Origin of the sequence: Streptosporangium oxazolinicum, assembly GCF_039537505.1 — a bacterium.
GTDB lineage: Bacteria > Actinomycetota > Actinomycetes > Streptosporangiales > Streptosporangiaceae > Streptosporangium > Streptosporangium oxazolinicum.
On record NZ_BAABAQ010000001.1, the window covers coordinates 239,987 to 262,636 of the forward strand.

The window sequence follows — 22,650 nt, forward strand, 5'->3', positions numbered from 1 at the left end:
CACGCGAGGAGCGAAACACCCGTTTCGTACGCCTTGACCGGCACTCCCGAACCTCGCCGCCGCGACTCGAAGTCGGCGAACGGCACGTCATACCCGTTCACGACGACCTTCAGGCCCCGGGGGCGAAGAAGTCACGATGGACGGTCCCGGCGTTGCCGACGGTGGCGGTGAGTCGATGGACCCGCCCGCCGTCACCGGGATCCCGGACGCCCCGCAGCCCAAGATATCCTCACTCAAGGTAGTCATTTGACCACAAAGAACGCGAGGCCCGGGAGGAGGCGTCGTACCCGCGCCCGCGGCTCCCCCGGCCCTCGTCATCGGCCTGGTGATCACGCTGTCGCGAGCATGACGCGCGGGGAGGACCCGGGATCAAAGGGTCGATCCCCATCAACCGTCCGGTGGATTTCGAAAGCACCGTCCGCCGATGATTCTCAAGACATGACAGTCATTGAGATCGACGGCCTGAGGAAGAGCTACGGGAGCGGCAAGGCGGTGGACGGCGTCTCCCTGAGGGTGGAGCGAGGCGAGATCTTCGGCATCGCCGGTCCCAACGGAGCGGGAAAGACCACGATCGTGGAGTGCGCGTCGGGGTCGCGGCGGCGAGACGGCGGCATCCTGCGGGTGCTGGGCCTGGACCCGTGGGACGACCGGCGCGAACTGCTGCAGCGCATCGGCGTCCAGCTGCAGGAGGCCGCCCTGCCCGACGCGATCAAGGTCGGTGAGGCGCTGCGGATGTACGCCTCCCTCTACGACAGGCCCGCCGACTGGCGGAAACTCATGGACGAGTGGGGACTGGCGGACAGGAAGGGCACCCGCTTCGCGCGCCTGTCCGGCGGCTGGAAGCAGCGGCTGTTCATCGCACTGGCCCTGGTCGGCAATCCGGAGGTCGTCTTCCTCGACGAGCTGACCACGGGCCTGGACCCCTCTGCCCGCCGGATGACCTGGGGCCTCATCCGCGACCTGCGCGAGCGCGGGGTCACCGTCGTGCTGGTCACCCATTTCATGGACGAGGCCGAGGCGTTGTGCGACCGCATCGCGATCGTCGACCGGGGCCGTGTCGTCGCCGAGGGCGGCCCGCGCGAGCTGATCGAGAAGGGGCGATCCGATTCGCTGGAGAACGCGTACTTCGCACTGACCGGACGGGAAACGGCATGAACGGCATGAAAGTCATAAAAAGCATGAAAGGCATCACGCGCGTCATCGCGGTCGAGCTCAAACTGATCGTGCGCGATCCGATGTCGGGGTTCTTCGCCCTGGCCTTCCCTGCGATCATGCTGGCGGTCAAGATGCGCAACGGCGGCCTCCTGCCGGGCGGGCTGCCGGTCATCGACGCCATGGTGCCGATGCTGAGCGTCTTCGTCATCGGCCTGGCCGGGCTGGTCGTCCTCCCGGCCACGCTGGCCCAGTACAGGGAACGCCGGATCCTCAAGCGGCTGCGCGCCACTCCCGCCTCGCCCGCGATGCTGTTCGGGGCCCAGTGGGCCGCTCACACACTGCTGGCCGCGATCGGTACGGTGCTGCTCATCGCCATCGGGCTGGTCGCCTTCGGGCTGTCGGCGCCCGCCGACGTCGCGGGCGTCCTCCTGGCGTGGGCACTCGGCGCGCTGAGCCTCGGCGCCATCGGCCTCCTCATCGGCGCGCTCGTCCCCAGCGGCCGCACCGCGACCGTGATCGGGCTGAGCGTGTTCTTCCCGATGGTCTTCCTCTCCGGCGCCATGATCCCCCGCGAGACCACGTCCGGCTCGATGCGCGCCATCGGCGACCTGACCCCGATGGCCCCCGTGGTCGAGACGATCCGCGGCGCCTGGGAGGGCGACGCGATCTCCCCGGCCACCCTGGGAGTCATGGTGGCGATCTCCGTCGTCGCCGGTGGCGTCGCCGTCAGGGTGTTCCGGTGGTGACCGCCGCCGACCTCGACACCTCACGCTGGGATCGTGCCCGGCCCTACCTGCCGTACCTGTTCATCCTGCTTCCGACGGTCTTCGCCCTGCTGCGGGACTGGAGACCGGAGGTGCTGGCCCTCGCGGTGCTCGCCGGAGCCTGGCACTGGTTCATGGTGACCTCGCACCCCACCTGGACCGAGCGGCCGGTGGTGATGGTCGCCTACTTCGCCGTGATGCTCGCCGCCATCGGGACGCTGACCGGAATCGACGCGCTGTTCACGGTGACCGGCGTGGGAGCGTTCGTCCAGGCCTTCGCCCTGCTGCCCGGACGGTGGGCGTACGCGGGGGTGGCCGCGACGGCCGGCGTGCTGGTCGCCGTCCCCTCTCGGCCGGGCCGGACCCCGGGCGAGACGCTCTACGCCTTCCTCGTCGCGATGCTGATCGCCTCCGCGATCGGCCTGCTGACCCGGACCATCTCCGAGCAGAACGACCAGCGCAGGGCGATGATCGTTCAGTTGCGGAAGACCGGCGCCGAGCTGGCCGCGCTCGCGGAGGAGAACGCGAGCCTGCAGGCCCAGCTCCTGACCCGCGCTCGTGAGGCCGGTGTGCTCGGGGAGCGGCAGCGGATGGCCAGGGAGATCCACGACACCATCGCGCAGGGCCTGACCGGCATCCTCACCCAGATCGAGGCGGCCGACGACGCGATCGACGACACACCCGCCGTCCGCTCCCGCCTGAACACGATGCGCATCCTGGCCAGGGAGAGCCTGAACGAGGCCCGGCGATCGGTTCAGGGGTTGCGTCCGGCACCGCTGGACGAGGCCCAGCTCGCCACCGCCCTGCGCGACGTCGCGGCGACATGGTCGCGGACCACCGGCACACCCGCCTCCGTGTCGGTCACCGGTGACCCCCGGCCGCTGCACACGGAGGTGGAGACCACTTTGCTGCGGGTGGCGCAGGAGGCACTGGCCAACGTTTCCAAACACGCCGCCTCGGCCACCCGGGTCGGTCTTACCCTGTCGTACATGGAGGATGTCGTGGTGCTGGACGTGCGCGACGACGGATGTGGCTTCACCCCGGGGGCGGCGGACTCCTCGGGCGCGAGCGGTTTCGGCCTCATCGCGATGCGTCAGCGCGTCACCCGGCTGGCCGGTGAGTTCGTGATCGAGACGGCCCCCGGCCAGGGAACGGGGATCTCCGCCACCGTTTCCGCCATCCCCGCCGACGTGGATCCCCGACCCGGCCACCACGAAGCCGACGCGGCTCCCGGACCGTCCGGCCACCGCGAAAACCCGGGGTGAGACATGCCGATTCGTATGATCATCGTCGACGACCACCCCGTCGTCCGTGACGGGCTGCGCGGCATCTTCACCGGCGACGACGCCTTCGAGGTCGTCGGCGAGGCGGCCGACGGGCCGGAAGCGCTCGTCGTCGCGCTGCGGACCAGCCCCGATGTCGTGCTCATGGACCTGCGCATGCCGAAGATGAGCGGCGCGGAGGTCATCCGCCGGCTACGCGAGCAGACGCCCGGCATCCACGTGCTGGTCCTGACCACCTTCGACAACGACGCCGACGTCCTGCCCGCGATCGAGCAGGGTGCCACCGGCTACCTGCTCAAGGACACCCCGCGCGCCGACCTGCGCCGCGCCGTACGGGCGGCGGCCCGCGGCGAGACGGTCCTGTCCCCCTCCGTGGCCGGCGTGCTGGCGCACAGGGTGCGTACGCCGGAGCAGCGGACGCTGAGCCGCCGGGAGATCGAGGTGCTCGGCCTCGTCGCCCGTGGCGCGACCAACCGCGAGGTGGCCGCGAAACTGTTCGTCACCGAGGCGACGGTGAAGACGCATCTGCTGCACGTCTTCGCCAAACTCGGCGTCAACGACCGGGCGGCCGCGGTCGCGGCGGCCTACGAGACCGGCCTGCTCAAACCGGCCGCCAACGGCTGATCCACGAGCACGGTCCGCCGGCCACCGGTTCCGGGCTACGCGGTTCCTGAGCGGAGGTCCGAACAGCCGTCCCTTGACCCTGGTCGAGGAGAGCACCGCGACCTTCATGGGTAGACCGGGGCGGATAACTCCGCGGCCGCGGGGCAGAGAGGTGCGCATGGTGAACCCTTTGGACATCGTGCTGGTCTTCCTGCTCGTCGCCGCCGCAGGTCTCGTCCTCCGCCACTACACGCGACAACGCCGTTGAGGCGGTGAAGCCCCCGCCCCTGGGGGGGGAGCAGGCGCGCCGCGTGGATCGGCGACGCGGCCGTCAGGGGTGGCGGAATGTGCCGGTGGAGCCGACCGGAACGTGACAGACGGGAAGATCAGGCCCGCCTCAGCCACCTACCGCTCTCACGCCGGACGCACGCTCTTCCTGCGCCCGCGCGCGATGAGCCAGAGGATCCACGCCTGGAGCAGTCCGGCGAGGGGGTACATCAAATGAGAGATCATCGGGTGGAGCGAGGCGGTCGGCAGGAAGATCAGGAGCTGCGAGGCCGGGGCGGTGACCGCGAACAGCACCAGCGCCTCCAGGCCCTGGCTGCCCGGTTGGCGAGTGCTGATCTCGACGTAGATGGTCGCGGCGACGACGAGCAGCGCGTAGAAGCCGGCGATGGCCAGAGCGAAGGTGCCTCGGTCGTATCGGGCCACATAGCGCTTCACGGCTCGTATTGGTCGCATGATCCAAAGTCTGCATCATCTGGGAGGTGTGGGCTTGAGTACGGATACTCAAGTGTGGTGCGGCTGATCGCCGACGCCCCTGACGGTCCGATCATGCTCGTACCACGGCCTTGGCGTGGTGGGGGCTACCCGGCGGGAGATGGGCCGGTGACCGCCCGTAGAAGCCGCCGAAGAGCCACCGGGTCGCCCGTGGTGACGACGCTCCCGTCGGACACGAAGGCGTCGAGGGTGGCCGGGTCGCCAAGCAGAGTGTTCAGCGTCCTGGGGTCCGTGCGAAGGGAGGCGGCCGCTGCGGCCGGCTCGCCGGGCTGGATGTCGATCTGGCCGGACGCCGACCGGACGGTCCACACACGGTCGTCGAGTTCGAGGCGGTAGGTGGTCGCCGGCGCGGCCGGGTCGGGGCGCGCGGAGGCGCGCAGGAAGAGCAGGACCGAGGTGGCGCTGAGCGTGGTCGGCTCGGGGGGCAGCGGGACGCGAATGCCCCAGCCGCCCAGGGCGAGCACGATCGGCTCCAGCTCCCGCCCCCGGTCGGTCAGCTCGTACACCCGGGAACCGGCCGGGGCCGCGAGCTTGCGGCGGCGGAGCACGCCACGGCCTTCGAGCTCGCGGAGCCTGTCGGCGACCAGGTTCGAGCTCGCTCCGGGCAGGGCGCGGCGCAGGTCGGAGAAGCGCCCCGGCCCGAGCAGCAGCTCGCGCACGACCAGCAGCGCCCATCGTTCCCCCACGACATCGAGGGCGCGGGCGATCCCGCAGGCGTCCCCGTAGCTACGGCTCGTCGGCATGATGGGCTCCCTCCACATTCTGGTTCGAAAGTACAACTCCATGGTTGTTTTAAACAACTTGACTGTGTACGGTCCCGGATATCCGGCCAGAACGGAGAGGAATCACCATGGGGCAGCCAGTTGTGCACTTCGAGGTCATCGGGACCGACCCGGCGAGACTCCGCGGCTACTACGGCGAGTTGTTCGGGTGGGAGTTCGACACCGGCGGCCCCGTCGCGCCGGCGGTGTCCCGGCAGGGCGAGTACGGCTTCACCGACACCGGCGCGACCGGTATCCCGGGCGGCGTCGGCGGAGGACCGGGCCACGAAAGCCACGTCGTCTTCTATGTCGGCGTCCCCGACGTCGAGGCCGCGCTGCGGAAGGCGGAGAGCCTCGGAGGGATCCGCCGGATGGGCCCCGAGCGGGCCCCGGGCAGGGATCTCGCGGTCGGCCACTTCACCGACCCCGAGGGCAACCTGATCGGCCTTGCCGGTCCGGCCTGACCGTCCGACGCCTGACGAGACAACAACGACGGGCACCGGCCGTCCCGCCGCACGCCGATCGACACGAGCGGACGTAGCGGCTCCCTCTTGACCCCACGGTCACGGACGATGCGCAGGGGAATCGACTCCACGGGCCTGCGGGGGTACGGCTACACCACATATGTGGTCTCGTCCACGACGAGAATGCCGAAGCGGATCGTCTCGCCTTGGACACGCGACTCAAGCGGCTCGGCCTTGGGACGGTTCGGCATGCTGACGTGGAGCGCGGTCAATGTGGTGAGTACGCCGTCTTCGCGGCCTTCCTCGGCTTCGCGGACGCCGGCCATGTTTCCCGGGAGGCGGGCGGTCAGTTGCTGTAGATCCGGGCCGGGTCAAGCAGGACGACCGTGCGACGTTGCTCGGCCATGGTCCGGTCGTACTCGTCCCAGTCATCGTGGCTGCCTCCGGCCGCGGTGAACACCTCACGCAGCAGCAGCCGCAGGCGCTCACCGTCGATGCCGGAGACCGGATCGTCCGGCCCCACCAGGCTGGTCGTGCCTTCGATGGTGGCCCAGTCCCAGCCGGACCGAACCGACACGGTCGCCCGGGGGCGTGCCCGCAGGTTGGCCAGCTTCACCTTCCCGTAGGTAACGAACCCGAGCACCGGAACGCCGGTGAGCGGGTGGGGCAACAGGCCCGCGTTCACCAGCGACGCCTGGATCGTGCCGTCCGCCCGCAGTGTCGAGACGACGACGAGGCCGTGTTCCTTCGCCGCCAGCGCGGCGAATTTGTCCAGCTTTGTCATACTTTCCCCTGTCTCTCACCGGTGACCTTGGTGGACAATCTCGCCGAACGAGCGGTGATCCGATATGACGGCGGGCGCGACGGGCTGCCGGGAAGCCCCCGCGGAGCACCGCGAGGAGGGACGGCGGGATGAGAGGTGACGCTCGGCACCGGTACGGGGCACGGCCTTCCTCCACCGGTTCGATTTACAGACTCACCCTCTGCGCTACTGTAGCAGGGTGAGTCTGGATAGCGAACCAACAAACCTGGGAGCTCCCCGGGTCTGCCCCATCGCCGATGCGCTCGAGGTCGTGGGCGAGCGCTGGACCCTGCTCGTGCTCCGCGAGCTGGGCTTCGGCGTGCACCGGTTCAAGGACATCCAGACCAACACCGGCGCACCCCGCGAGACCCTCACGCTGCGTCTACGCAAGCTTGAGGACGCCGGACTCATCGAGCGCCGTCGATACTCGGAGCACCCGCCCCGCGACGAGTACCTGCTCACCGCCGCCGGCGAGGACATCGCCCCCGTCCTCCGCTCCCTGCGCCACTGGGGCGAACACCACGCCGCCCCGCTGCTCCGAACGTCCTGAAACGGCACTTTCGCCCCGGTCCCGCCCACCGCGACCGCCAGGGTCCGCCCGAGGCCGGGACCGACGGGAAACAACGACATCCCGCCCATCGCCATCCTCACCGGCATCGGCGCCCGGCTGTCGAGGCGGCGTGCTCAGGAACCAGGGACGAAGGGGACGTTCTCGGGTGCGGCCTTGCGAGCCGCGAGGATCGCGGCGGCCGTGTCGCCGACCGGCAGGCGCAGCGGCGGCGCGTCGAGTTCCGCGGCGTCGGCGACGGCGCGGGCGACCTGCTCCGGGGTGAGGGAGTGGCCGCGGTTCATGCTGTCGGCGGCCAGCGCGGTGTAGGGGTCGTCGGGCAGCCGGTAGGTCAGCGGGGCGTCGAGCGCACCCGAGCTCACCGTGCCCGGCTCCAGCAGGGTGGCGTGGATCCCGTACGGGCCGGTCTCGATGGCCGGCGCCTCGACCAGCGCCTCCAGGGCCCACTTGCTGGCCGAGTAGGCGGCGTTCCCGGAAAAGACGATACGGCCCACCACGCTGGACACGAACAGCAATCGCCCGGCCCGGCGCTCGCGCATCCGCGGCAGCAGGGCCTGCGTACGCGCCTTACCAAGGTACAGCCATACCCCGGATCACCCTGGAGCGCCGTCGAGATACTCCTGCTACCGGCCAGAGGGATGGGAGCAGCACCCGCTCGGTGACCCCGAATGTGGCCAAGCCGGTCAAGCTGGAAGCGGGTAAGCGGCCGAAGGGCTCGGTATGATCACAAACGTCCTTGATCACGTCAGGCAGGTAGGCTGCTGCGGTCGCCCGCGACGGTGAGGGAGCCGCCAATGACCACCGACCCGACGATGGCCCGGATCGGCCAGGGGGTGGAGCTGCATCACCATCGAGGTCAGCGTGAGGCCGCTCGCGACTTGTTCGCGCAGATCTGGGACGACATCGGCGGCGAGCAGGGCGACCCGCTGCATGTTTGCGTACTTGCCCATTCGATGGCCGACGTGCAGGACGATGTGCGCCAGGAGCTGATGTGGGATCTGCGAGCGCTTGCCGCCGTCGAGCTGGTCACCGATGAGCGGGTGGGCCAAGCCGGAGTGCCGCTCTCAGTGGCCGGCCTGTATCCGTCGTTGCACCTCAATGTGAGCGAGTGCTATCGCAAGCTGGGTGATCTCGGCCGCGCCCGTGAGCACCTCCAGCAGGCGCGAGCCGGGATCGGCGCACTTGGCGACGACGAGTATGGGCGGCTCATCAAGGATGGCCTGGAACGGCTGGCCGAACAGCTGGACGACGCCACCTGACCGCGCTCCGGCGAATTCCCCGCACCAGCCGTTGATCTTCTTCGCAGATGCTTTGAGGCGGATTGTGATTCTCTCGGCTCGCCTCGGAGTCAGGAACTACTGTCGCGGGCATGGTCGAACACGATGTCCTCAGTGCCACCCGCGAGGCCTACGACGCCGCCGCATCCCTCTACGCGCAGCTGTTCCGCGACACGCTGCGTGACAGTCCCCTGGACCGCGCGTTCCTGGGTGCCTTCGCCGAGGTCGTCAGCGCGGGTGGGGGCGGTCAGGTCGCGGACCTTGGGTGTGGTCCTGGCCATATCACCGCTTATCTGGACGAGCTGGGGCTGACGGCGTTTGGGGTTGACACCTCTCCCGCGATGATCGAGTTGGCTCGACAGGCCTATCCGGGCCTGCGGTTCGACATGGGCTCAATGGCCGCGTTGAACATCGCCAACGGCGTGCTGGGCGGCGTACTCTCACGGTGGTCCATCATCCACACACCGCCGCGGGAACTCCCCGTCATCCTGGCGGAGTTTCATCGTGTGCTGGCACCCGGCGGCCACCTTCTGATCTGCTTCTCGGCGAGCGACGATCCGTCTCACCCGACGCAGGTCTTCGATCACACGGTCGCACCGGCCTATCGGTGGTGGCCTGATCACCTCTCCGCGATGCTGCGCGAGTCCGGGTTGGCCGAGGTGGCCCGGATGATTCGCGAACCTCAGCCCACCGACCGGCGGCAGTTCCAGGAGATCCAACTGCTCGCCCGCAAAGCCGGGGCAGGGGCTGCCTGAGCGCGTCCAACCTGCCCCGTACGGGGAGCCGTCGGGCTCGGGCAAGGTGACAGGCAAGACGGCCACGAAGAAACCCAGTGGCACGCGGGTGGCACGAAAGAGCGAGAAGCCCGCTTAACGAGCAAAGGGCCAGGTCAACCGGATGCCGGTTGACCTGGCCCTCCACAAGCGAGCCGACGAGGGGAATCGAACCCCTGACCTACAGTTTACAAGACTGTTGCTCTGCCGATTGAGCTACGTCGGCGTGGTCGCCAGACGAGTGTAGTCGGCTTACTCCCCGTGCGTCACCGAGGTATGCCCTGCCGATTGCGAACCGTTAGGAACGGCGGTGGCGGGCGACCTCGTAGAGGGCGATGCCCGCGGCGACCCCGGCGTTGAGGGACTCGGCGGCGGCGTGCATCGGGATGCGGACGACCAGGTCACACGCCTCGCGGACCAAGCGGGACAGACCCTTGCCCTCGGAGCCCACGACGACGACCAGCGGGCCGTCGAGGAGGTTCGCCTCGCCGATGTCGACCTTGCCCTCACCGTCCAGGCCGATCACGAACAGGCCCGCCTCGCGGTACTCCCGCAGGGTGGCGGTGAGGTTGGCGGCGCGGGCGACCGGCAGGTTGGCCAGCGTGCCCGCCGAGGTCTTCCAGGCCCCGCCGGTGACCCCCGCCGAGCGGCGGGAGGGGATGACCAGGCCGTGGGCGCCGAAGGCGGTGGCCGAGCGGGCGATGGCCCCCAGGTTGCGGGGATCGGTGACGCTGTCGAGAGCGACGATCAGCGGGACCTCCGCGGCGTCCTGGGCGGCACGGACCAGGTCGTCGGGGTGGGCGTAGTCGTACGCCGGGATCTGCAGGGCGATGCCCTGGTGGATCCCGCCCTCGGTGAGGCGGTCGAGCTTCTCCCTGCCGACCTCCAGCATCGCGATGCCCCGGTCGGCGGCGATGCGGACCGACTCCTTGACCCGGTCGTCGTTGTCGATGCGCAGGGCCACGTAGAGCGTGCTGGCCGGGACCCCGGCGCGCAGCGCCTCAACGACGGGGTTGCGCCCGCCGATGTGCTCGGGCGCGTCGTCGCTCCGCCGGGTGCGGACCGGGGTGCGCGGGGAGGAGGGCCTGCCGGTCTTCTCCTCGCGCTCGATCCGCTCGGCGCGCGCCTTGTCCTTGTGCCAGTGCCGCATGTGCGCCGGCGGGGTGGCTCCCCTGCCCTCCAGGCCACGGCGGACGTTGCCGCCCGTGCCCTTGGTCGGACTCTTCTTCTTCGCGGGTCGCCCGGACCCTTTACCCCCACCAGCCATGGTCTATAGCGTACGGCCTGGTTTCACCGCGAGAGTTCCCAGCGCGGACCCTGGGGGGTGTCCTCGACGTGGATGCCCGCATGGGAAAGCTGGTCACGGATGCCGTCGGCCGCCGAGAAGTCCTTGCGCGCCCGCGCCGCCTGCCGCTGCTCCAGCGCGACGGCGACGAGCGCGTCGACGGTCGCCCGCATGCCGGTCTCGCCGCCCGAGGAGCGCCACTGCTCCGAGCGCGGGTCGAGGCCGAGGACGTCGAGCATGTTCTGCGTCTCGGCGAGCAGCCTGGCGACCTGCTCCTTGTTGCCCTGGGCCAGCGCGACGTTGCCCTCGCGGACCACCTCGTGCACCACGGCGAGCGCCTGGGGGGTGCCCAGGTCGTCGTCGAGGGCGTCGGAGAAGGCCTGGGGAAGCGGCGCGTGCGCGTCGACGTCGTGGATGACCTCGGCCGCGCGGGTGACGAAGCCCTCGATGCGCTGGTACGCCGAGGCGGCCTCGAACAGCGCCTCCTCCGAGTATTCGATCGAGGAGCGGTAATGAGGGGCCGCCAGGTAGTAGCGGAGCTCGACCGGGCGGACCTTCTTGGTCACCTCGGGGACCAGCAGGGAGTTGCCGAGCGACTTGCTCATCTTCTCCGCGCCGATCTTGAGCATGCCGTTGTGCATCCAGTAGCGGGCGAAGCCGTCGCCCGCCGCCTGGGACTGGGTCAGCTCGTTCTCGTGGTGCGGGAAGATCAGGTCGACGCCGCCGCCGTGGATGTCGAAGGTGGCCCCGAGATACTTGGTCGCCATGGCGGAGCACTCCAGGTGCCAGCCGGGGCGGCCCCGGCCCCACGGGGTCGGCCAGGTCGGCTCGCCGGGCTTCTCGCCCTTCCAGAGCGCGAAGTCGCGCGGGTCGCGCTTGCAGGAGTCGGTCTCGGTGTCGCCCGCGGCCCGCATGTTCTGGAGCTTCTGGTTGGACAGCGAGCCGTAGCGGTCGACGTAGGACATCACGTCGAAGTAGACGTCGCCGCCGGAGGCGTAGGCGTGACCGGCGGCGATCAGCCGGTCCATCAGCTCGATCATCTCGGGCACGTGGCCGGTGGCCCGGGGCTCGACGGTCGGGGGCAGGCAGCCCAGCACCTCGTAGGCCCAGGTGAAGGCCCTCTGGTTGCGCTCGGCGACGGCGAACCACGGCACGTTCTCGGCTGCGGCGACCCTAATGATCTTGTCGTCGATGTCGGTGACGTTGCGGCAGAAGGTCACCTCGTAGCCAGACCTGATCATCCAGCGGCGGAGCACGTCGAAGTTGACGCCCGAGCGGATGTGCCCGATGTGCGGGGGAGCCTGCACGGTGGCACCACACAGGTAGATCGAGGCCCGGCCGGGTTCGACCGGGACGAATTCGCGGACGGTGCGTACGCTGGTGTCGTATAGCTGCAGGCTCACGAAGGCAAGGCTAATGCCTCACCTCGCCTCACAAACCGAGTTGCGGGACGTTGAAGACACTCAGCAGAGTGTTTTATGACCATTAGCGGCGAATGTCGCCCAACTAGTCCGACGAAACGGCGCCGTGATAGACCACGCGGCCGGGGACGATCCTGACGATCATTCTCTCCACCTGGGAATTCTCCTCGACCCAGTCCTCCCCTCGGTATTTGCGCGACATCTCCTGGATGAGCGCCCCGTCGGGATCGTCGGTCAGGGTGACCGTTCCCCGCACCTCGACATAGCGGTACGGGTCGGCGGGGTCGAACACCACGATGGTCGTCCGCGGGTCTCTCGCGAAGTTGTCGCTCTTACGCCTGCCCTTGACCGTCGAGAACACGATGTCGTCCCCGTCCGTCTTCGCCCAGACGACGCTCGCCTGCGGGCTCCCGTCGTCGTTGAGACTCGTCACGGTGGCGAAGTTCGCGGCGTCGAACATCTCGCGTACGGGATCGGACAGTTTTGACATCTCTTCGCCTCGATCACTCTGTCGCCCTCGGAAAACTTCCCCGATCATGCCAGATGCCGATTCTGTAGGCTCAAAGGGCCATGGACGTCAAATCCCCCGGGGCGGCAGGCTCGATCTCCCGCCCGTTCCCGCCCCCGCCCCTGACCATCGCCGCCACCGAGCCGAGCCGGGTGGCCGTCGCCCTGCGCCGCGCCGGGATCGCCGTCACCGGAGTCGGTGTGGCCGCCCTCACCGCTGCGGCCTGCGTGCTCTCCTTCGAGGACCTGCGCGCCCTCGCCATCGCGGGCCGGGCGCCCGCCGGCCTCGCGTATCTCTACCCCGCCGCCTTCGACGCCCTGCTCGTCATCGCGATGATCGGCGTCCTGCTGTTGCGGGGCGGCTGGTGGCCGGTACGGCTGCAGGCGGGCGTGGTCCTGACGCTGCTGTTCGCCGGCGCGGTCGCCGCCGAGGTGTCCACCGCCATGCGAATGACGATGGACGAGGGACGCGCGGCCGTCGTGGTCGCCGTCGCCCCCTGGGTGATGCTCATCCTGGCCCTGTGGCTCTGGCTCCTGTTGATCAAACACGCCGCCGCCCGGAGGTCCGCGACCGACGCGGCCCTGTCCGGCCCGTCGGCCGGGCACGACATCGTGCCGTTCCCCGAGGCGATCCAGGCGTCCCCGGAGCGTCCCGGTGCGCCCGGACCCGGAGAGCGGTGGCGGGGACAGTCCCCACCGGCCCACCCCGAACCCGTCCGTCCCGGTCACGGAGACCATCCGGGTCACCCGGGGCAGCTGGTGCACCACCCGGCGGCCGAGATCGTGCTCGACCCGCATGCCGCGCCTCCCCTGGAGGCCGCCCCGCACCACGACCTCCCAGTGGGCGAGCCGGTGATCGGTCCCACCGCGGCACCGGAGACGCCGGAGGTCAACGACATCCCGCAGGACCCGCCACCCGCGCGGGAACCGGCCGCTTCCCAGCCCGGCAAGCCGATGCGCTGGGGCGACCTGGTCAGGCCCCGCCAGGGCGACCTGCTCGTCCACCCGCCCCGTCCCGCCGGACAGGCGCCGCGCGAGGAACCCGAGCCGGAGAGCGGGAACAGCGGAGACAGTGGGGGCAGGGTCAGCGAGCGGGTGGAGACCTGGGACAGCGACACCGACCTCCCTCGGGAGCGGACGGCCGGGACGGGCAAGGCTGAGGAGCCCGGTACGACCGGGGAGGGCCCGCGCACCACGGCACGGCGCGGTACGGCCAAGAGCACGGCGAAGGCCGGCGGCACGACCAGGAGCACGGCGAAGGCCAAGGGTACGAGGGAGGCCGGGAGCGCGGCGGAGGCCGGGGTCGCGGCGGCAGATGGACGCGGCGCGAACGAGGTGAGCGAGCGTGACGCCGACACCCAGCCGATTCTCGCCGTGAAGGACCGTCCGGCGAGTGCCCCGCCCGGGACCGCCAAGGAGAGGACCGCGAGGAAGCCCACGGAGAGGACCGCGAGGACGGCCAAGGGCGCGACCCCGGAGACAACCTCGGAAACGGCCGTGGAGGCGCCTGTGGCGGCACGAGGGACGCGTACCAGGGCCAGGAAGGCCGGAGAGGCTCCCGACCCCGCGCACGGCGCCGAGGCCGCGGAGACCGGGGAGGAGGCCATCGCGCGGTCGTACGACGACGAGGACGGCACCGCGGCACCGCCCTCCGGACGGATGCGCAGCACGCCCGTACCACCGGGCGAGTGAGAGACGGAGGCGAGCCCGCGCCGGGAACCGGGCGGGCGAGAGGCGAGGGCGAGCGGAAGCCGGAAATCCAGCGCGTGAAGAGCGACGGCGGACGGAGCCGGGAACCGGGCGGGTGAGCCGGGTGGGGGGAAGCCGGGAGCCGGGCGGGTGAGGGAGCCGGGTGAGGGAAACCGGGAGCCGGGCGCGTGAGAGAAGCGGGCGGGTGAGATCCCGGTCGTACGCCCGTCGGGTCAGCTCCGGGGCCTGGGAGGAGCTGACCCGGTCTTCGGGCCGTCGGCTCAGCCGGATCCTCCGCGGAGAGCGCGGAGATCGCTGAGCTCGGCTACGTGGTCGGCGCCCGTTCGGCTCCGCCGTACGCGCTGGAGACCCAGACACGTCTGAGAACCACGTCTTCGGAGTGGTGGACAAGCAGGTGGTGGACAAGCCCTTAGCGGGCGAGCTGTAGCGGACGAGCCCGTAGTAAGCGGGCCCGTAGTGGGCGGGGCCGGTGGTCCGGGACGTCGTCGTCCGGGAGAGCGCACCGTCCGGGCGTCCGAGAGAACGCACCGGCTGAGCGTCTGGGAGAGCGCACCGTTCGGGCCGGTCCCGGGGCGGTCCACCACTTCTTCGGGGTGGCTCCGCTCGCGGTGCCGGGATCGGCCCGGCCGGTACCGCCTGTCCAGATCCCGTCGCCCGGATATCCGAAATATCTGGATATCCGGGCGGCGGGACCTGAACCTCACCTCTCGGGTGAGACTCGGGCTCCACCCGGGCGGGACCCGAGCGGAACCCGAGTAGAACCGGGCGAAACCGGGGTGGGACCAAACGACGGTCTTTCGCCGGGACCGCCGTTCGCCACCCGGTGTTGGACCGGCCCGCAGCTATTCGCTCACACATGTGTGAGCGGCGCCCCGCTGCGGACCGGCGATTTGCTCCTCCGGGCCCGTGTCAGGAGTGACCGGAAGCCGGTCCGGCACGCCGCCGAACCGACCCGGAACGGCCGAGACCCGCTCGGCATGCCAGATGGAACCGAGCGGGTCTTCTCCTGGAGCACGGTGACATCGTGCGCGTCACCGCGAGTACCTCCGGACCGGAGGGGGTCCAGTCGAGCCTTCGGTGAGGTCTCCGGGCTGGTTCACCCGGGTGTTCGTCAGACCCTGGAACGCTTGAGACCGGCGACCAGGCCGACACCGACGATGGCCAGGCCCACCTGCATGACGAGTTCGATCCAGTCGATACCGTCCGTGGTGGCGACGCCGAGGACCTGCGCGATGGCGGTACCGATGAGCGCGGCGACGATGCCGACGACGACGGTCAGGATCAGTCCGATCGCCTGCCTACCGGGAAGCAGGAGACGGCCGAGGGCGCCGATGACCGCGCCGATGACGATTGCCCCAAGAATGGACGCGATAGTCATTTCAACCTCCCAGTGAGCGTGAGACCTTCACTCTCACGAGAAGGTGGCTACCCCCTACGTCACGGTTATTCCTACAGGCGGCAAAAAATCCTTCAGTGCGTCTTTCTCGCCTGCATCTGGACGACGAGGAGGACCCCCAGCACCGCGAGCACCAGCTGGATGATGTGCTCCCACCAGTTGATCCCTCGCGTGTGGGTCAGACCGAGCGCTCCGGCGATGAGAGTGCCGATGAGCGCGGCGACGATGCCGACAATGAGCGTCAGGCCGATGCTGATGTTCTGGCGGCCGGGAAGGATGAGGCGCGCCAGGGCACCGATGATGGCGCCGATGATGATTGCGGAGACAATCGAGACGATCATGTCTGGCTCCCCCTGTTACGAGACACGGTCACCAAGGGGTTACCCAGCGCAATCACTGATCACGCTAAACACACCAAAAAGGGGTGGCCCGTACCGCGCCAGTAAACGGGCCACCGCCTCGATATGGATCGACGAGCATTCCGCACCGCCCGCCGGAACGTTCTCCACGTTCCGTATAGGAGACGTCCGGCACCCTCTACAGGTTCACCACGATCGCGGTCGCGACCGCGGCCACACCCTCGCCTCGGCCGGTGAGGCCCAGCCCGTCGGTCGTGGTGGCGCTGACGCTCACGGGAGCGCCCACGGCGGCGCTGAGCGCCTTCTCGGCCTCGACGCGCCGGGGGGCGAGCTTGGGGCGGTTACCGATCACCTGGACGGCCACGTTGCCGATCTCGAAGCCCGCGGCGCGCACCTTGCGGGCGGTCTCCTCCAGCAGGGCGACACCCGGGGCACCGGCCCATCGGGGGTCGGCCGTGCCGAACAGGCCGCCGAGGTCACCGAGACCCGCCGCGGACAGCAGCGCGTCACAGGCGGCGTGGGCCGCGGCGTCACCGTCGGAGTGACCGGCCAGACCGGTCTCACCGGGCCAGTGCAGGCCCGCCAGGTGAAGCTCGCGACCAGAAGCGAACGGGTGGACGTCGACCCCGACGCCCACCCGTGGAAATGTCTTGTTCAGGAGTTGAGAACCTCGTCCAGCAGGGCCTCGGCCTTGTCCTCGTTGGTCTTCTCCGCGAGCGCGAGCTCGCTGACGAGGATCTGCCTGGCCTTCGCCAGCATTCGCTTCTCTCCTGCGGAGAGTCCGCGCTCCCTGTCTCGTCGCCACAGGTCGCGAACGACCTCGGCAACCTTGTTGACGTCGCCGGACGCCAGCTTCTCAAGGTTCGCCTTGTAGCGTCGGGACCAGTTCGTGGGCTCTTCGGTGTGAGGCATTCGAAGCACGTCAAAGACGCGCTCAAGGCCCTCTTGTCCGACGACATCGCGAACACCCACGAGCTCTGCGTTGTCTGCCGGCACCTGGACGGTAAGGTCGCCCTTGTCGACCTTAAGAACCAGGTAGGTCCTTTCCTCACCCTTGATGGTTCGGGTCGTGATCGCCTCGATCCGAGCAGCCCCGTGGTGGGGGTAGACGACAGTGTCGCCGACCTGGAAAGTCATGTGACAAGTACCCCTTCCGCTGTACTCAAGAGTACCACGTATCCACAGCCTCCCGGAACAGTGAAATCACCATAACTGCAGGTCAAAGCCGCATCTTATGGCTTGACAAGTGGCCAAGTGTGTGAATCAGAGGGGCAAAAAGCACATATGACCTGCGTTCCTCGCCTTCGGATGATGAGGCGGGTCGGCGCGAAAGGACGGGGCGGGTCGGCGGGAAACCCGGTAAACGTCGCCGATAGGGTTGCCCTTGCCCTATCTCACGCGTGACAAGGAGAACTCGCACCGTGACCCGCAACATCCGCCACCGGGCGATCGTCGCCGCGGCGTTCCTCGCAGCCGCTCCGGCCCTGGCCGGCTGCGGTGCCGGATCCGACGCGATCACCAACAAGCCCTACTCCCCGACCGAGGCCCTCGCGGTCAAGGAGAAGGGCATCGACATCTCCCAGGCGTTCTTCCTGGGGCCCGACTCCGGCGCCACGCTCCCGGCGGGAGCGGCCACCCCGCTCTACCTGTCGCTGGTCAACACCAACCCGGGCTCCGACCAGCTCGTCGGTCTGGGCGTCGACCCCGCCCTCGGTACGGCGAAGGTGAGCGCGCCCGTGACGCTCCCCCAGAACCAGCGGGTGAGCGTCGGCAAGCCGACCCCCACCGTCCTGGTCGAGGGGCTGAAGAAGCCGCTCAGGGGCGGCGAGGGCCTCAAGGTGCAGCTGCAGTTCGCCAACGCCGGGATCGTGCAGCTCACGATCCCGGTGATCACCCGCAGCCGCGAGTTCACCGCCTACCCGCAGCCGCCCGGCGCCTCCGCGGCCCCCACCCCTGCGCTCAGCCCCTCCCCCACCACCACCGGGGACGAGCACTCCGCCGGTCACTGAGGCCACCGACCCCGGACCCGGTGACGGCCTCCGGACACGCCGAGGGGCCGTACGGCGCGGGCACGCCGTACGACCCCTCGGATCGTCCGAAGGCAAGCGTCCGAAGGCGAGCGATCTCCCGAGGGCGAGCGATCCCCGAGCCGATCCCCGGAGAAGGGCGATCCTCGGAGGTGAGTGATCACCCGGAGACGGGCGTCGTCGAAGCGGGCGTCGCGCCCGGGGCGGGCGAGCGCCCGGAGACGGGCGGGGAGGCTCAGACCTCCGCGGGGTCGAACTTGTAGCCCAGCCCCCGGACGGTGAGGATGCAGCGCGGGTTGGACGGGTCGGACTCGACCTTGGCCCGCAGCCGCTTGACGTGCACGTCCAGGGTCTTGGTGTCGCCCACGTAGTCGGCGCCCCAGACCCGGTCGATCAGCTGACCTCGGGTGAGCACCCGCCCGGCGTTGCGCAGCAGCACCTCCAGCAGCTCGAACTCCTTCAGGGGCAGCTGCACCGCCTCACCGCGTACGGCGACGATGTGGCGGTCGACGTCCATCCGGACGGGACCGGCGGCCAGCACCGCCGACTCCAGCTCCTCCACGTCGCCCTGGCGGCGCAGCACCGCGCGGATGCGGGCCACCAGCTCCCTGGAGGAGAAGGGCTTGGTGACATAGTCGTCGGCGCCGAGTTCGAGCCCGACGACCTTGTCGATCTCGCTGTCCTTGGCGGTGAGCATGATGACGGGCACATTGGAGCGCTGGCGGAGGGAGCGGCAGACCTCGGTACCCGGCAGGCCGGGAAGCATCAGGTCGAGCAACACCAGGTCGGCGCCGTTGCGATCGAAGGTTTCCAGCGCCTCTGGCCCGGTGGCGGCCACGGCCACCTCGAAGCCTTCCTTGCGCAGCATGTATGACAGAGCGTCGGAGAACGATTCCTCGTCCTCGACAACGAGCACGCGAGTCACTGCGCGGCCTCCAGGGGGATCGTGGTTGTGACTGGTTCCGTGACCGCCATGCCGCCGAAGGCGGGCAGGCGCAGGGTGAATGTGGAACCGGAACCTTCCTTGCTCCACACCGTGACCGCCCCGTTGTGGGAGGCGGCCACGTGCTTGACGATGGCCAGGCCGAGGCCCGTGCCACCGGTCGCCCGCGAGCGGGCGGCGTCGACGCGGAAGAACCGCTCGAAGATCCGTTCCTGGGCGCTCTCGGGGATGCCGATCCCCTGGTCGCTCACGCTGATCTCGACGGATTCGGTGTTGGGACCCGCCGCGCGGGCGCTGACCACGACCCGGGTGTGCTCGGGGCTGTAGGCGACCGCGTTGTCGATGAGGTTGCGCAGGGCGGTGACGAGGAGCTCGTCGTCGCCCCATATCCGCAGGCCCTCGACTCCACCGGCGACGAGGGTGATGTCCTTGGCCGCCGCGGTGGTGTTGCAGCGGTCGATGGCCTCGTGAACCGCCTCGTCGATCAGGACCGGGCCCGGGGTGGGAATGGGCTCGGCGCCCTGGATGCGGGAGAGGGTGATGAGGTCCTGGACGAGGTAGGTGAGCCGGGCCGCCTCGTGCTGCATGCGCCCGGCGAAGCGGGTGACCGCCTCGGGGTCGTCGGCGGCGTCCTGGATGGTCTCGGCCAGCAGCGACAGCGCGCCCACCGGCGTCTTGAGCTCGTGGCTCACGTTGGCCACGAAGTCACGGCGCACCGCCTCGACGCGGCGGTGCTCGGTCTGGTCCTCGGCGAGGACGAGCACCTGGCCGTGGGAGCCGAGCGGGGCGACCCGCACCGCGAAGTTGGTCGACTCCTGGCCGAACTTGTGTCCGGCCACCTCGATCTCGCTCTCGCGGATCTCGCCGTCCCTGCGCACCTTCCTGGCCAGCGCGAGCAACTCGGCCGCCATCAGGTGATCCCCCTTGACCAGGCCGAAGGCGCGTGCGGCCGAACTGGCCCGCAGCACGCGATCCTCCTTGTCGAGCACGACGGCCGAGGACGGCAGCACGGCCAGCACCGACGCGACCCCCTGCGGCAGCGCGCCGGGCTCGATGCCGTCCACCGGTGTCATCGCTCTCCGCTGTCCCTGGTTCTGGCGGACGACCATCACGGCCAGCGCTCCCACGACGAAACCGGCCAGTGCGGCCAGGCTCGCCATCAGCTCACTCACGTGGTCCTCCCGTAGGCTTCACGTCCTCGATGGTAGGTGGGGGTTTTCTCGTTGGGGACGGCCAAGGGGGCATGACCAAGGCCTTTCCCATAAAGTTCACTTTACGGTCGAGGTTCGTTCACCGTTACCGCCCTACGGTGAGTCTCATGCGCGACGCCTATCACGAAGAACTCGACGCCCTCACCGGGCGGCTGGTCGAGATGACCCGGCTCGTGAGGTCGGCGATATCGCGGGCCACCACCGCCCTCCTCGACGCCGACCTCCACCTCGCCGAGAGCGTCATCTCCCAGGACGAGGAGGTCAACCGGATCTTCGCGGAGATCGAGACCACGATCTTCGACCTGATGGCCAGGCAGCAGCCCGTGGCCGTGGATCTCAGAATGATCATCGCGGCGCTGCGGATGGGCACCGACCTGGAGCGCATGGGCGACCTCGCCGAGCACGTGGCCAAGATCGCCAGACTGCGCCACCCCGACTCCGCGATCCCGCCGGAGGTCCGCTCCACCATCCTGGAGATGGGCCAGATCGCCGAGCGCCTCATCACCAAGACCGGCAGCTGCATCGCCTCGCGCGACGTGGAGTCGGCCCTGGAGCTGGAGTCCGACGACGACGCCATGGACAAGCTGCACCGGCGGCTGTTCAAGATCCTGATGGTCCCCGACTGGAAGTACGGCGTCGAACCGGCCATCGACGTGACGCTGATCGGCCGCTACTACGAGCGCTACGCCGACCACGCCGTCCGCGTCGCGCACGACGTGGTCTACCTGGTGACGGGGTCCAGGCCCCAGGACATCTCCGCGTCCTGACCCTCGGGAATCCCCACGGATCCTCGTGAAACGAACACCCATGGAAAGAGGGAGGGCCCGCCGGATCCGGCGGGCCCTCCCTCTTTCCATACGTCGTTTCCGTACGTCCCTGGACGCCGGGACTACTTGCCCTGGTTGGCCACGGCCTCGATGGCGGCCTCGGCGGCGGCGGGGTCGAGATACAGACCGCCCTTGGTGACCGGGTGGAAGTCGGCGTCCAGCTCGTACCGGAGCGGGATGCCGGTGGGGATGTTGAGCCCGGCGATCTCGTCGTCGCCGATCCCGTCCAGGTGCTTGACCAGCGCGCGGAGCGAGTTGCCGTGCGCGACGACCAGCACGCTCCTCCCCGCCGCGAGGTCGGGCACGATCTGGTCGTACCAGTACGGCAGCATGCGCTCGACGACGTCCTTGAGGCACTCGGTCCTCGGCATCAGCTCGCCCGGCAGGAGCGCGTAGCGGGCGTCGCCGACCTGGGAGAACTCGTCGTCGTCGGCGATCGGGGGCGGCGGGACGTCGTAGGAGCGGCGCCAGAGCATGAACTGCTCGTCACCGAACTCGCTCCGCGTCTGCGCCTTGTCCTTGCCCTGGAGGGCGCCGTAGTGGCGCTCGTTCAGCCGCCAGGACCGGGAGACCGGGAGCCAGAGCAGGTCCGCGGCGCCCAGCGCGAGGTTGGCCGTCTGGATCGCCCTGGTCAGGAGGGAGGTGTGCACCACGTCGGGACGCACCCCCGCGTCGAGCAGCAGCCGCCCGCCGCGCCGCGCCTCCTCCTCGCCCTTGGCCGAGAGCCCCGCGTCCACCCATCCGGTGAACAGACCCTTTGCGTTCCACTCACTCTCACCGTGCCGAAGCAGCACCAAAGTCGACATGCCGACAAGCTTAGTGGGCGCTTGCTTGGCGTCTCCTGCGCTCCGCCCACCCCGAAACCACCCGGAAACCGCCCGGCGCCCCGGCAGGCCGGTGAGCCGACACCCCGACCACCCCGGCCCACTCCGGGACCGCCCGGCGCCCCGATCGCTCCGGCCCACCCCGGGACCGCCCGACCCTCAGGGCCGGGCCCCAGTGCCCGGATGCCGGATCCCGGTGCCCGGCTCCCGGTGCCCGGTGCGGCGTCCTCAGCGCTCGGGGTCGGCGAAGCGGGCGAACGCCTGGAGGTTGGCGAGCGACTCGCCGCGCTTGGCGCGCCACTCCCACTCGCGCCGGATCGAGGAGGCGAAGCCCAGCTCCAGGGCGCGGTCGAAACCCTCGTCCGAGTAGGTGAGCACGCACCCGAGAAGGCGGTCGATCTCCTCGTTGGTGACCGCGTCCAGCGGGACGCGGCCCACGAGGTAGACGTCGCCGGTCGGGTCGAGGGCGAAGTGCACCCCGTACATGGAGCCGTTCTTGGTGAGGAGCCAGCGGTAGAACTCGGCGTGGTTCTCGTCGGGCTGTCGGCAGAAGAACGCCTCCACGTGCAGGGCATGGTCGCCGACGATCAACCAGGCCATGGTGGCGAGCTTGTGCTGGCCGGGGAGCCTCACCAGGAAGGCCCCCGGCCGGGGCTGCTCGTAGGAGGCGTCCGCGCTCTTCAGCGCCGCCTCGATCACTTCGCTGATCACTTCGCTCATGGGCCCAGCCTACGAGCGGGCCTCACGAACAGACCGCCCCCGCTCCACGCGCGCCCCGCGAGCGGGACCCGCCGACCGGCCACACTCGTCCCGCGAACCGGGACCCACTGACCGGCCGCACCCGTCCCGCGAGCGGGATCCAGGACCGACGGCACCCGCTTCACGAGCGGAACCCGGAGCGGGTGGCACC

The 22,650-nt window shown here is 69.7% G+C and carries 27 protein-coding genes and 1 tRNA gene; 11 read left to right on the forward strand and 17 right to left on the reverse strand.

Annotation, left to right across the window (positions count from 1 at the left end):
- Positions 1-438: 438 nt before the first annotated feature.
- From ABD817_RS01110 to ABD817_RS01125, 4 genes are read left to right on the forward strand one after another with little or no spacing between them, the layout of a single operon-like run.
- The gene (locus ABD817_RS01110; protein ID WP_344913941.1) at positions 439-1,155 is read left to right on the forward strand and encodes an ABC transporter ATP-binding protein; all 717 of its coding nucleotides are present in this window, start codon (positions 439-441) and stop codon (positions 1,153-1,155) included.
- Positions 1,156-1,178: 23 nt separating this feature from the next.
- Positions 1,179-1,901, forward strand: a complete 723-nt coding sequence (locus ABD817_RS01115; RefSeq protein ID WP_344913944.1) for an ABC transporter permease — start codon at positions 1,179-1,181, stop codon at positions 1,899-1,901.
- Positions 1,898-3,184: a sensor histidine kinase gene (locus ABD817_RS01120; RefSeq protein ID WP_344913947.1), complete on the forward strand. Its 1,287-nt coding sequence runs from the start codon at positions 1,898-1,900 to the stop codon at positions 3,182-3,184. The genes ABD817_RS01115 and ABD817_RS01120 overlap by 4 nt, the downstream gene beginning before the upstream one ends.
- Positions 3,185-3,187: 3 nt before the next feature.
- Positions 3,188-3,826: a response regulator gene (locus tag ABD817_RS01125; protein ID WP_344913950.1), complete on the forward strand. Its 639-nt coding sequence runs from the start codon at positions 3,188-3,190 to the stop codon at positions 3,824-3,826.
- Positions 3,827-4,219: 393 nt separating this feature from the next.
- Here ABD817_RS01125 and ABD817_RS01130 read toward each other — a convergent pair whose 3' ends face one another.
- Together ABD817_RS01130 and ABD817_RS01135 are read right to left on the reverse strand one after the other, a co-directional pair.
- A complete protein-coding gene (locus ABD817_RS01130; RefSeq protein ID WP_344913953.1) occupies positions 4,220-4,546 on the reverse strand; it encodes an SCO4225 family membrane protein in 327 nt (108 codons plus the stop codon).
- Positions 4,547-4,671: 125 nt separating this feature from the next.
- On the reverse strand, positions 4,672-5,328 hold the full coding sequence (locus ABD817_RS01135; protein ID WP_344913956.1) for a winged helix-turn-helix transcriptional regulator: 657 nt from the start codon (positions 5,326-5,328) through the stop codon (positions 4,672-4,674).
- 107 nt (positions 5,329-5,435) lie between these two features.
- Between ABD817_RS01135 and ABD817_RS01140 the strand changes: the two genes are divergently transcribed.
- Positions 5,436-5,810 (forward strand): VOC family protein, encoded by a 375-nt coding sequence (locus ABD817_RS01140; protein WP_344913959.1) that lies wholly within the window; start codon positions 5,436-5,438, stop codon positions 5,808-5,810.
- Positions 5,811-5,959: 149 nt separating this feature from the next.
- On the opposite strand, the gene ABD817_RS01145 is transcribed toward ABD817_RS01140, so the two are convergent.
- Entirely contained in the window at positions 5,960-6,136 is a 177-nt protein-coding gene (locus ABD817_RS01145; RefSeq protein WP_344913961.1) for a hypothetical protein, read from the reverse strand.
- A 20-nt stretch (positions 6,137-6,156) separates the two neighbouring features.
- Positions 6,157-6,594: a TIGR03618 family F420-dependent PPOX class oxidoreductase gene (locus ABD817_RS01150; protein WP_344913964.1), complete on the reverse strand. Its 438-nt coding sequence runs from the start codon at positions 6,592-6,594 to the stop codon at positions 6,157-6,159.
- Positions 6,595-6,811: 217 nt separating this feature from the next.
- On the opposite strand from ABD817_RS01150, the gene ABD817_RS01155 reads away from it, so the two are divergent.
- A complete protein-coding gene (locus ABD817_RS01155) occupies positions 6,812-7,162 on the forward strand; it encodes a winged helix-turn-helix transcriptional regulator (protein WP_344913967.1) in 351 nt (116 codons plus the stop codon).
- A gap of 134 nt (positions 7,163-7,296) precedes the next feature.
- Here the strand turns inward: ABD817_RS01155 and ABD817_RS01160 are convergent, their stop codons facing one another.
- The gene (locus ABD817_RS01160) at positions 7,297-7,761 is read right to left on the reverse strand and encodes an SDR family NAD(P)-dependent oxidoreductase (protein ID WP_344915562.1); all 465 of its coding nucleotides are present in this window, start codon (positions 7,759-7,761) and stop codon (positions 7,297-7,299) included.
- Between the two features lie 213 nt (positions 7,762-7,974).
- On the opposite strand from ABD817_RS01160, the gene ABD817_RS01165 reads away from it, so the two are divergent.
- Both ABD817_RS01165 and ABD817_RS01170 read left to right on the forward strand, forming a co-directional pair.
- Entirely contained in the window at positions 7,975-8,439 is a 465-nt protein-coding gene (locus ABD817_RS01165; protein ID WP_344913970.1) for a hypothetical protein, read from the forward strand.
- 110 nt (positions 8,440-8,549) lie between these two features.
- Positions 8,550-9,212: a class I SAM-dependent methyltransferase gene (locus ABD817_RS01170; RefSeq protein WP_344913973.1), complete on the forward strand. Its 663-nt coding sequence runs from the start codon at positions 8,550-8,552 to the stop codon at positions 9,210-9,212.
- A gap of 171 nt (positions 9,213-9,383) precedes the next feature.
- Here the strand turns inward: ABD817_RS01170 and ABD817_RS01175 are convergent.
- The 4 genes from ABD817_RS01175 to ABD817_RS01190 all read right to left on the reverse strand — a co-directional run bounded on the left by ABD817_RS01175 (position 9,384) and on the right by ABD817_RS01190 (position 12,426).
- Positions 9,384-9,456 (reverse strand) — tRNA-Thr (locus tag ABD817_RS01175).
- Positions 9,457-9,528: 72 nt separating this feature from the next.
- Positions 9,529-10,497, reverse strand: coding sequence for a 23S rRNA (guanosine(2251)-2'-O)-methyltransferase RlmB (rlmB, locus tag ABD817_RS01180; protein WP_344913976.1), 969 nt, complete (start codon positions 10,495-10,497; stop codon positions 9,529-9,531).
- 23 nt (positions 10,498-10,520) lie between these two features.
- Positions 10,521-11,918 carry a cysteine--tRNA ligase gene (gene cysS / locus ABD817_RS01185; protein ID WP_344913979.1) on the reverse strand — a complete coding sequence of 466 codons (1,398 nt, stop codon included), beginning with the start codon at positions 11,916-11,918 and terminating at the stop codon, positions 10,521-10,523.
- Between the two features lie 103 nt (positions 11,919-12,021).
- Entirely contained in the window at positions 12,022-12,426 is a 405-nt protein-coding gene (locus ABD817_RS01190; protein WP_344913982.1) for a PPOX class F420-dependent oxidoreductase, read from the reverse strand.
- Positions 12,427-12,506: 80 nt separating this feature from the next.
- Between ABD817_RS01190 and ABD817_RS01195 the strand changes: the two genes are divergently transcribed.
- A complete protein-coding gene (locus tag ABD817_RS01195; protein ID WP_344913985.1) occupies positions 12,507-14,135 on the forward strand; it encodes a DUF2637 domain-containing protein in 1,629 nt (542 codons plus the stop codon).
- A gap of 1,129 nt (positions 14,136-15,264) precedes the next feature.
- On the opposite strand, the gene ABD817_RS01200 is transcribed toward ABD817_RS01195, so the two are convergent.
- From ABD817_RS01200 to ABD817_RS01215, 4 genes are all read right to left on the reverse strand, one after another.
- Positions 15,265-15,531, reverse strand: coding sequence for a GlsB/YeaQ/YmgE family stress response membrane protein (locus tag ABD817_RS01200; protein WP_344913987.1), 267 nt, complete (start codon positions 15,529-15,531; stop codon positions 15,265-15,267).
- A 92-nt stretch (positions 15,532-15,623) separates the two neighbouring features.
- Positions 15,624-15,890, reverse strand: a complete 267-nt coding sequence (locus ABD817_RS01205) for a GlsB/YeaQ/YmgE family stress response membrane protein (protein WP_344913990.1) — start codon at positions 15,888-15,890, stop codon at positions 15,624-15,626.
- 196 nt (positions 15,891-16,086) lie between these two features.
- Positions 16,087-16,545, reverse strand: a complete 459-nt coding sequence (gene ispF / locus ABD817_RS01210) for a 2-C-methyl-D-erythritol 2,4-cyclodiphosphate synthase (protein ID WP_344913993.1) — start codon at positions 16,543-16,545, stop codon at positions 16,087-16,089.
- Between the two features lie 17 nt (positions 16,546-16,562).
- Positions 16,563-17,045, reverse strand: a complete 483-nt coding sequence (locus ABD817_RS01215) for a CarD family transcriptional regulator (RefSeq protein WP_030924410.1) — start codon at positions 17,043-17,045, stop codon at positions 16,563-16,565.
- 284 nt (positions 17,046-17,329) lie between these two features.
- Between ABD817_RS01215 and ABD817_RS01220 the strand changes: the two genes are divergently transcribed.
- A complete protein-coding gene (locus ABD817_RS01220; RefSeq protein WP_344913996.1) occupies positions 17,330-17,917 on the forward strand; it encodes a copper chaperone PCu(A)C in 588 nt (195 codons plus the stop codon).
- Positions 17,918-18,170: 253 nt separating this feature from the next.
- Here ABD817_RS01220 and ABD817_RS01225 read toward each other — a convergent pair whose 3' ends face one another.
- Positions 18,171-18,860 (reverse strand): response regulator, encoded by a 690-nt coding sequence (locus ABD817_RS01225; RefSeq protein ID WP_344913998.1) that lies wholly within the window; start codon positions 18,858-18,860, stop codon positions 18,171-18,173.
- Positions 18,857-20,038: a sensor histidine kinase gene (locus ABD817_RS01230; RefSeq protein ID WP_344915564.1), complete on the reverse strand. Its 1,182-nt coding sequence runs from the start codon at positions 20,036-20,038 to the stop codon at positions 18,857-18,859. The genes ABD817_RS01225 and ABD817_RS01230 overlap by 4 nt, the downstream gene beginning before the upstream one ends.
- Positions 20,039-20,196: 158 nt before the next feature.
- Here ABD817_RS01230 and phoU point away from each other — a divergent pair, with 158 nt between their 5' ends.
- Positions 20,197-20,856: a phosphate signaling complex protein PhoU gene (gene phoU, locus ABD817_RS01235; RefSeq protein WP_344914000.1), complete on the forward strand. Its 660-nt coding sequence runs from the start codon at positions 20,197-20,199 to the stop codon at positions 20,854-20,856.
- 122 nt (positions 20,857-20,978) lie between these two features.
- Here phoU and ABD817_RS01240 read toward each other — a convergent pair whose 3' ends face one another.
- Together ABD817_RS01240 and ABD817_RS01245 are read right to left on the reverse strand one after the other, a co-directional pair.
- Positions 20,979-21,722, reverse strand: a complete 744-nt coding sequence (locus ABD817_RS01240; RefSeq protein ID WP_344914002.1) for a phosphoglyceromutase — start codon at positions 21,720-21,722, stop codon at positions 20,979-20,981.
- A 246-nt stretch (positions 21,723-21,968) separates the two neighbouring features.
- Positions 21,969-22,460, reverse strand: coding sequence for a type III secretion system chaperone family protein (locus ABD817_RS01245; protein WP_344914004.1), 492 nt, complete (start codon positions 22,458-22,460; stop codon positions 21,969-21,971).
- Positions 22,461-22,650 lie beyond the last annotated feature (190 nt).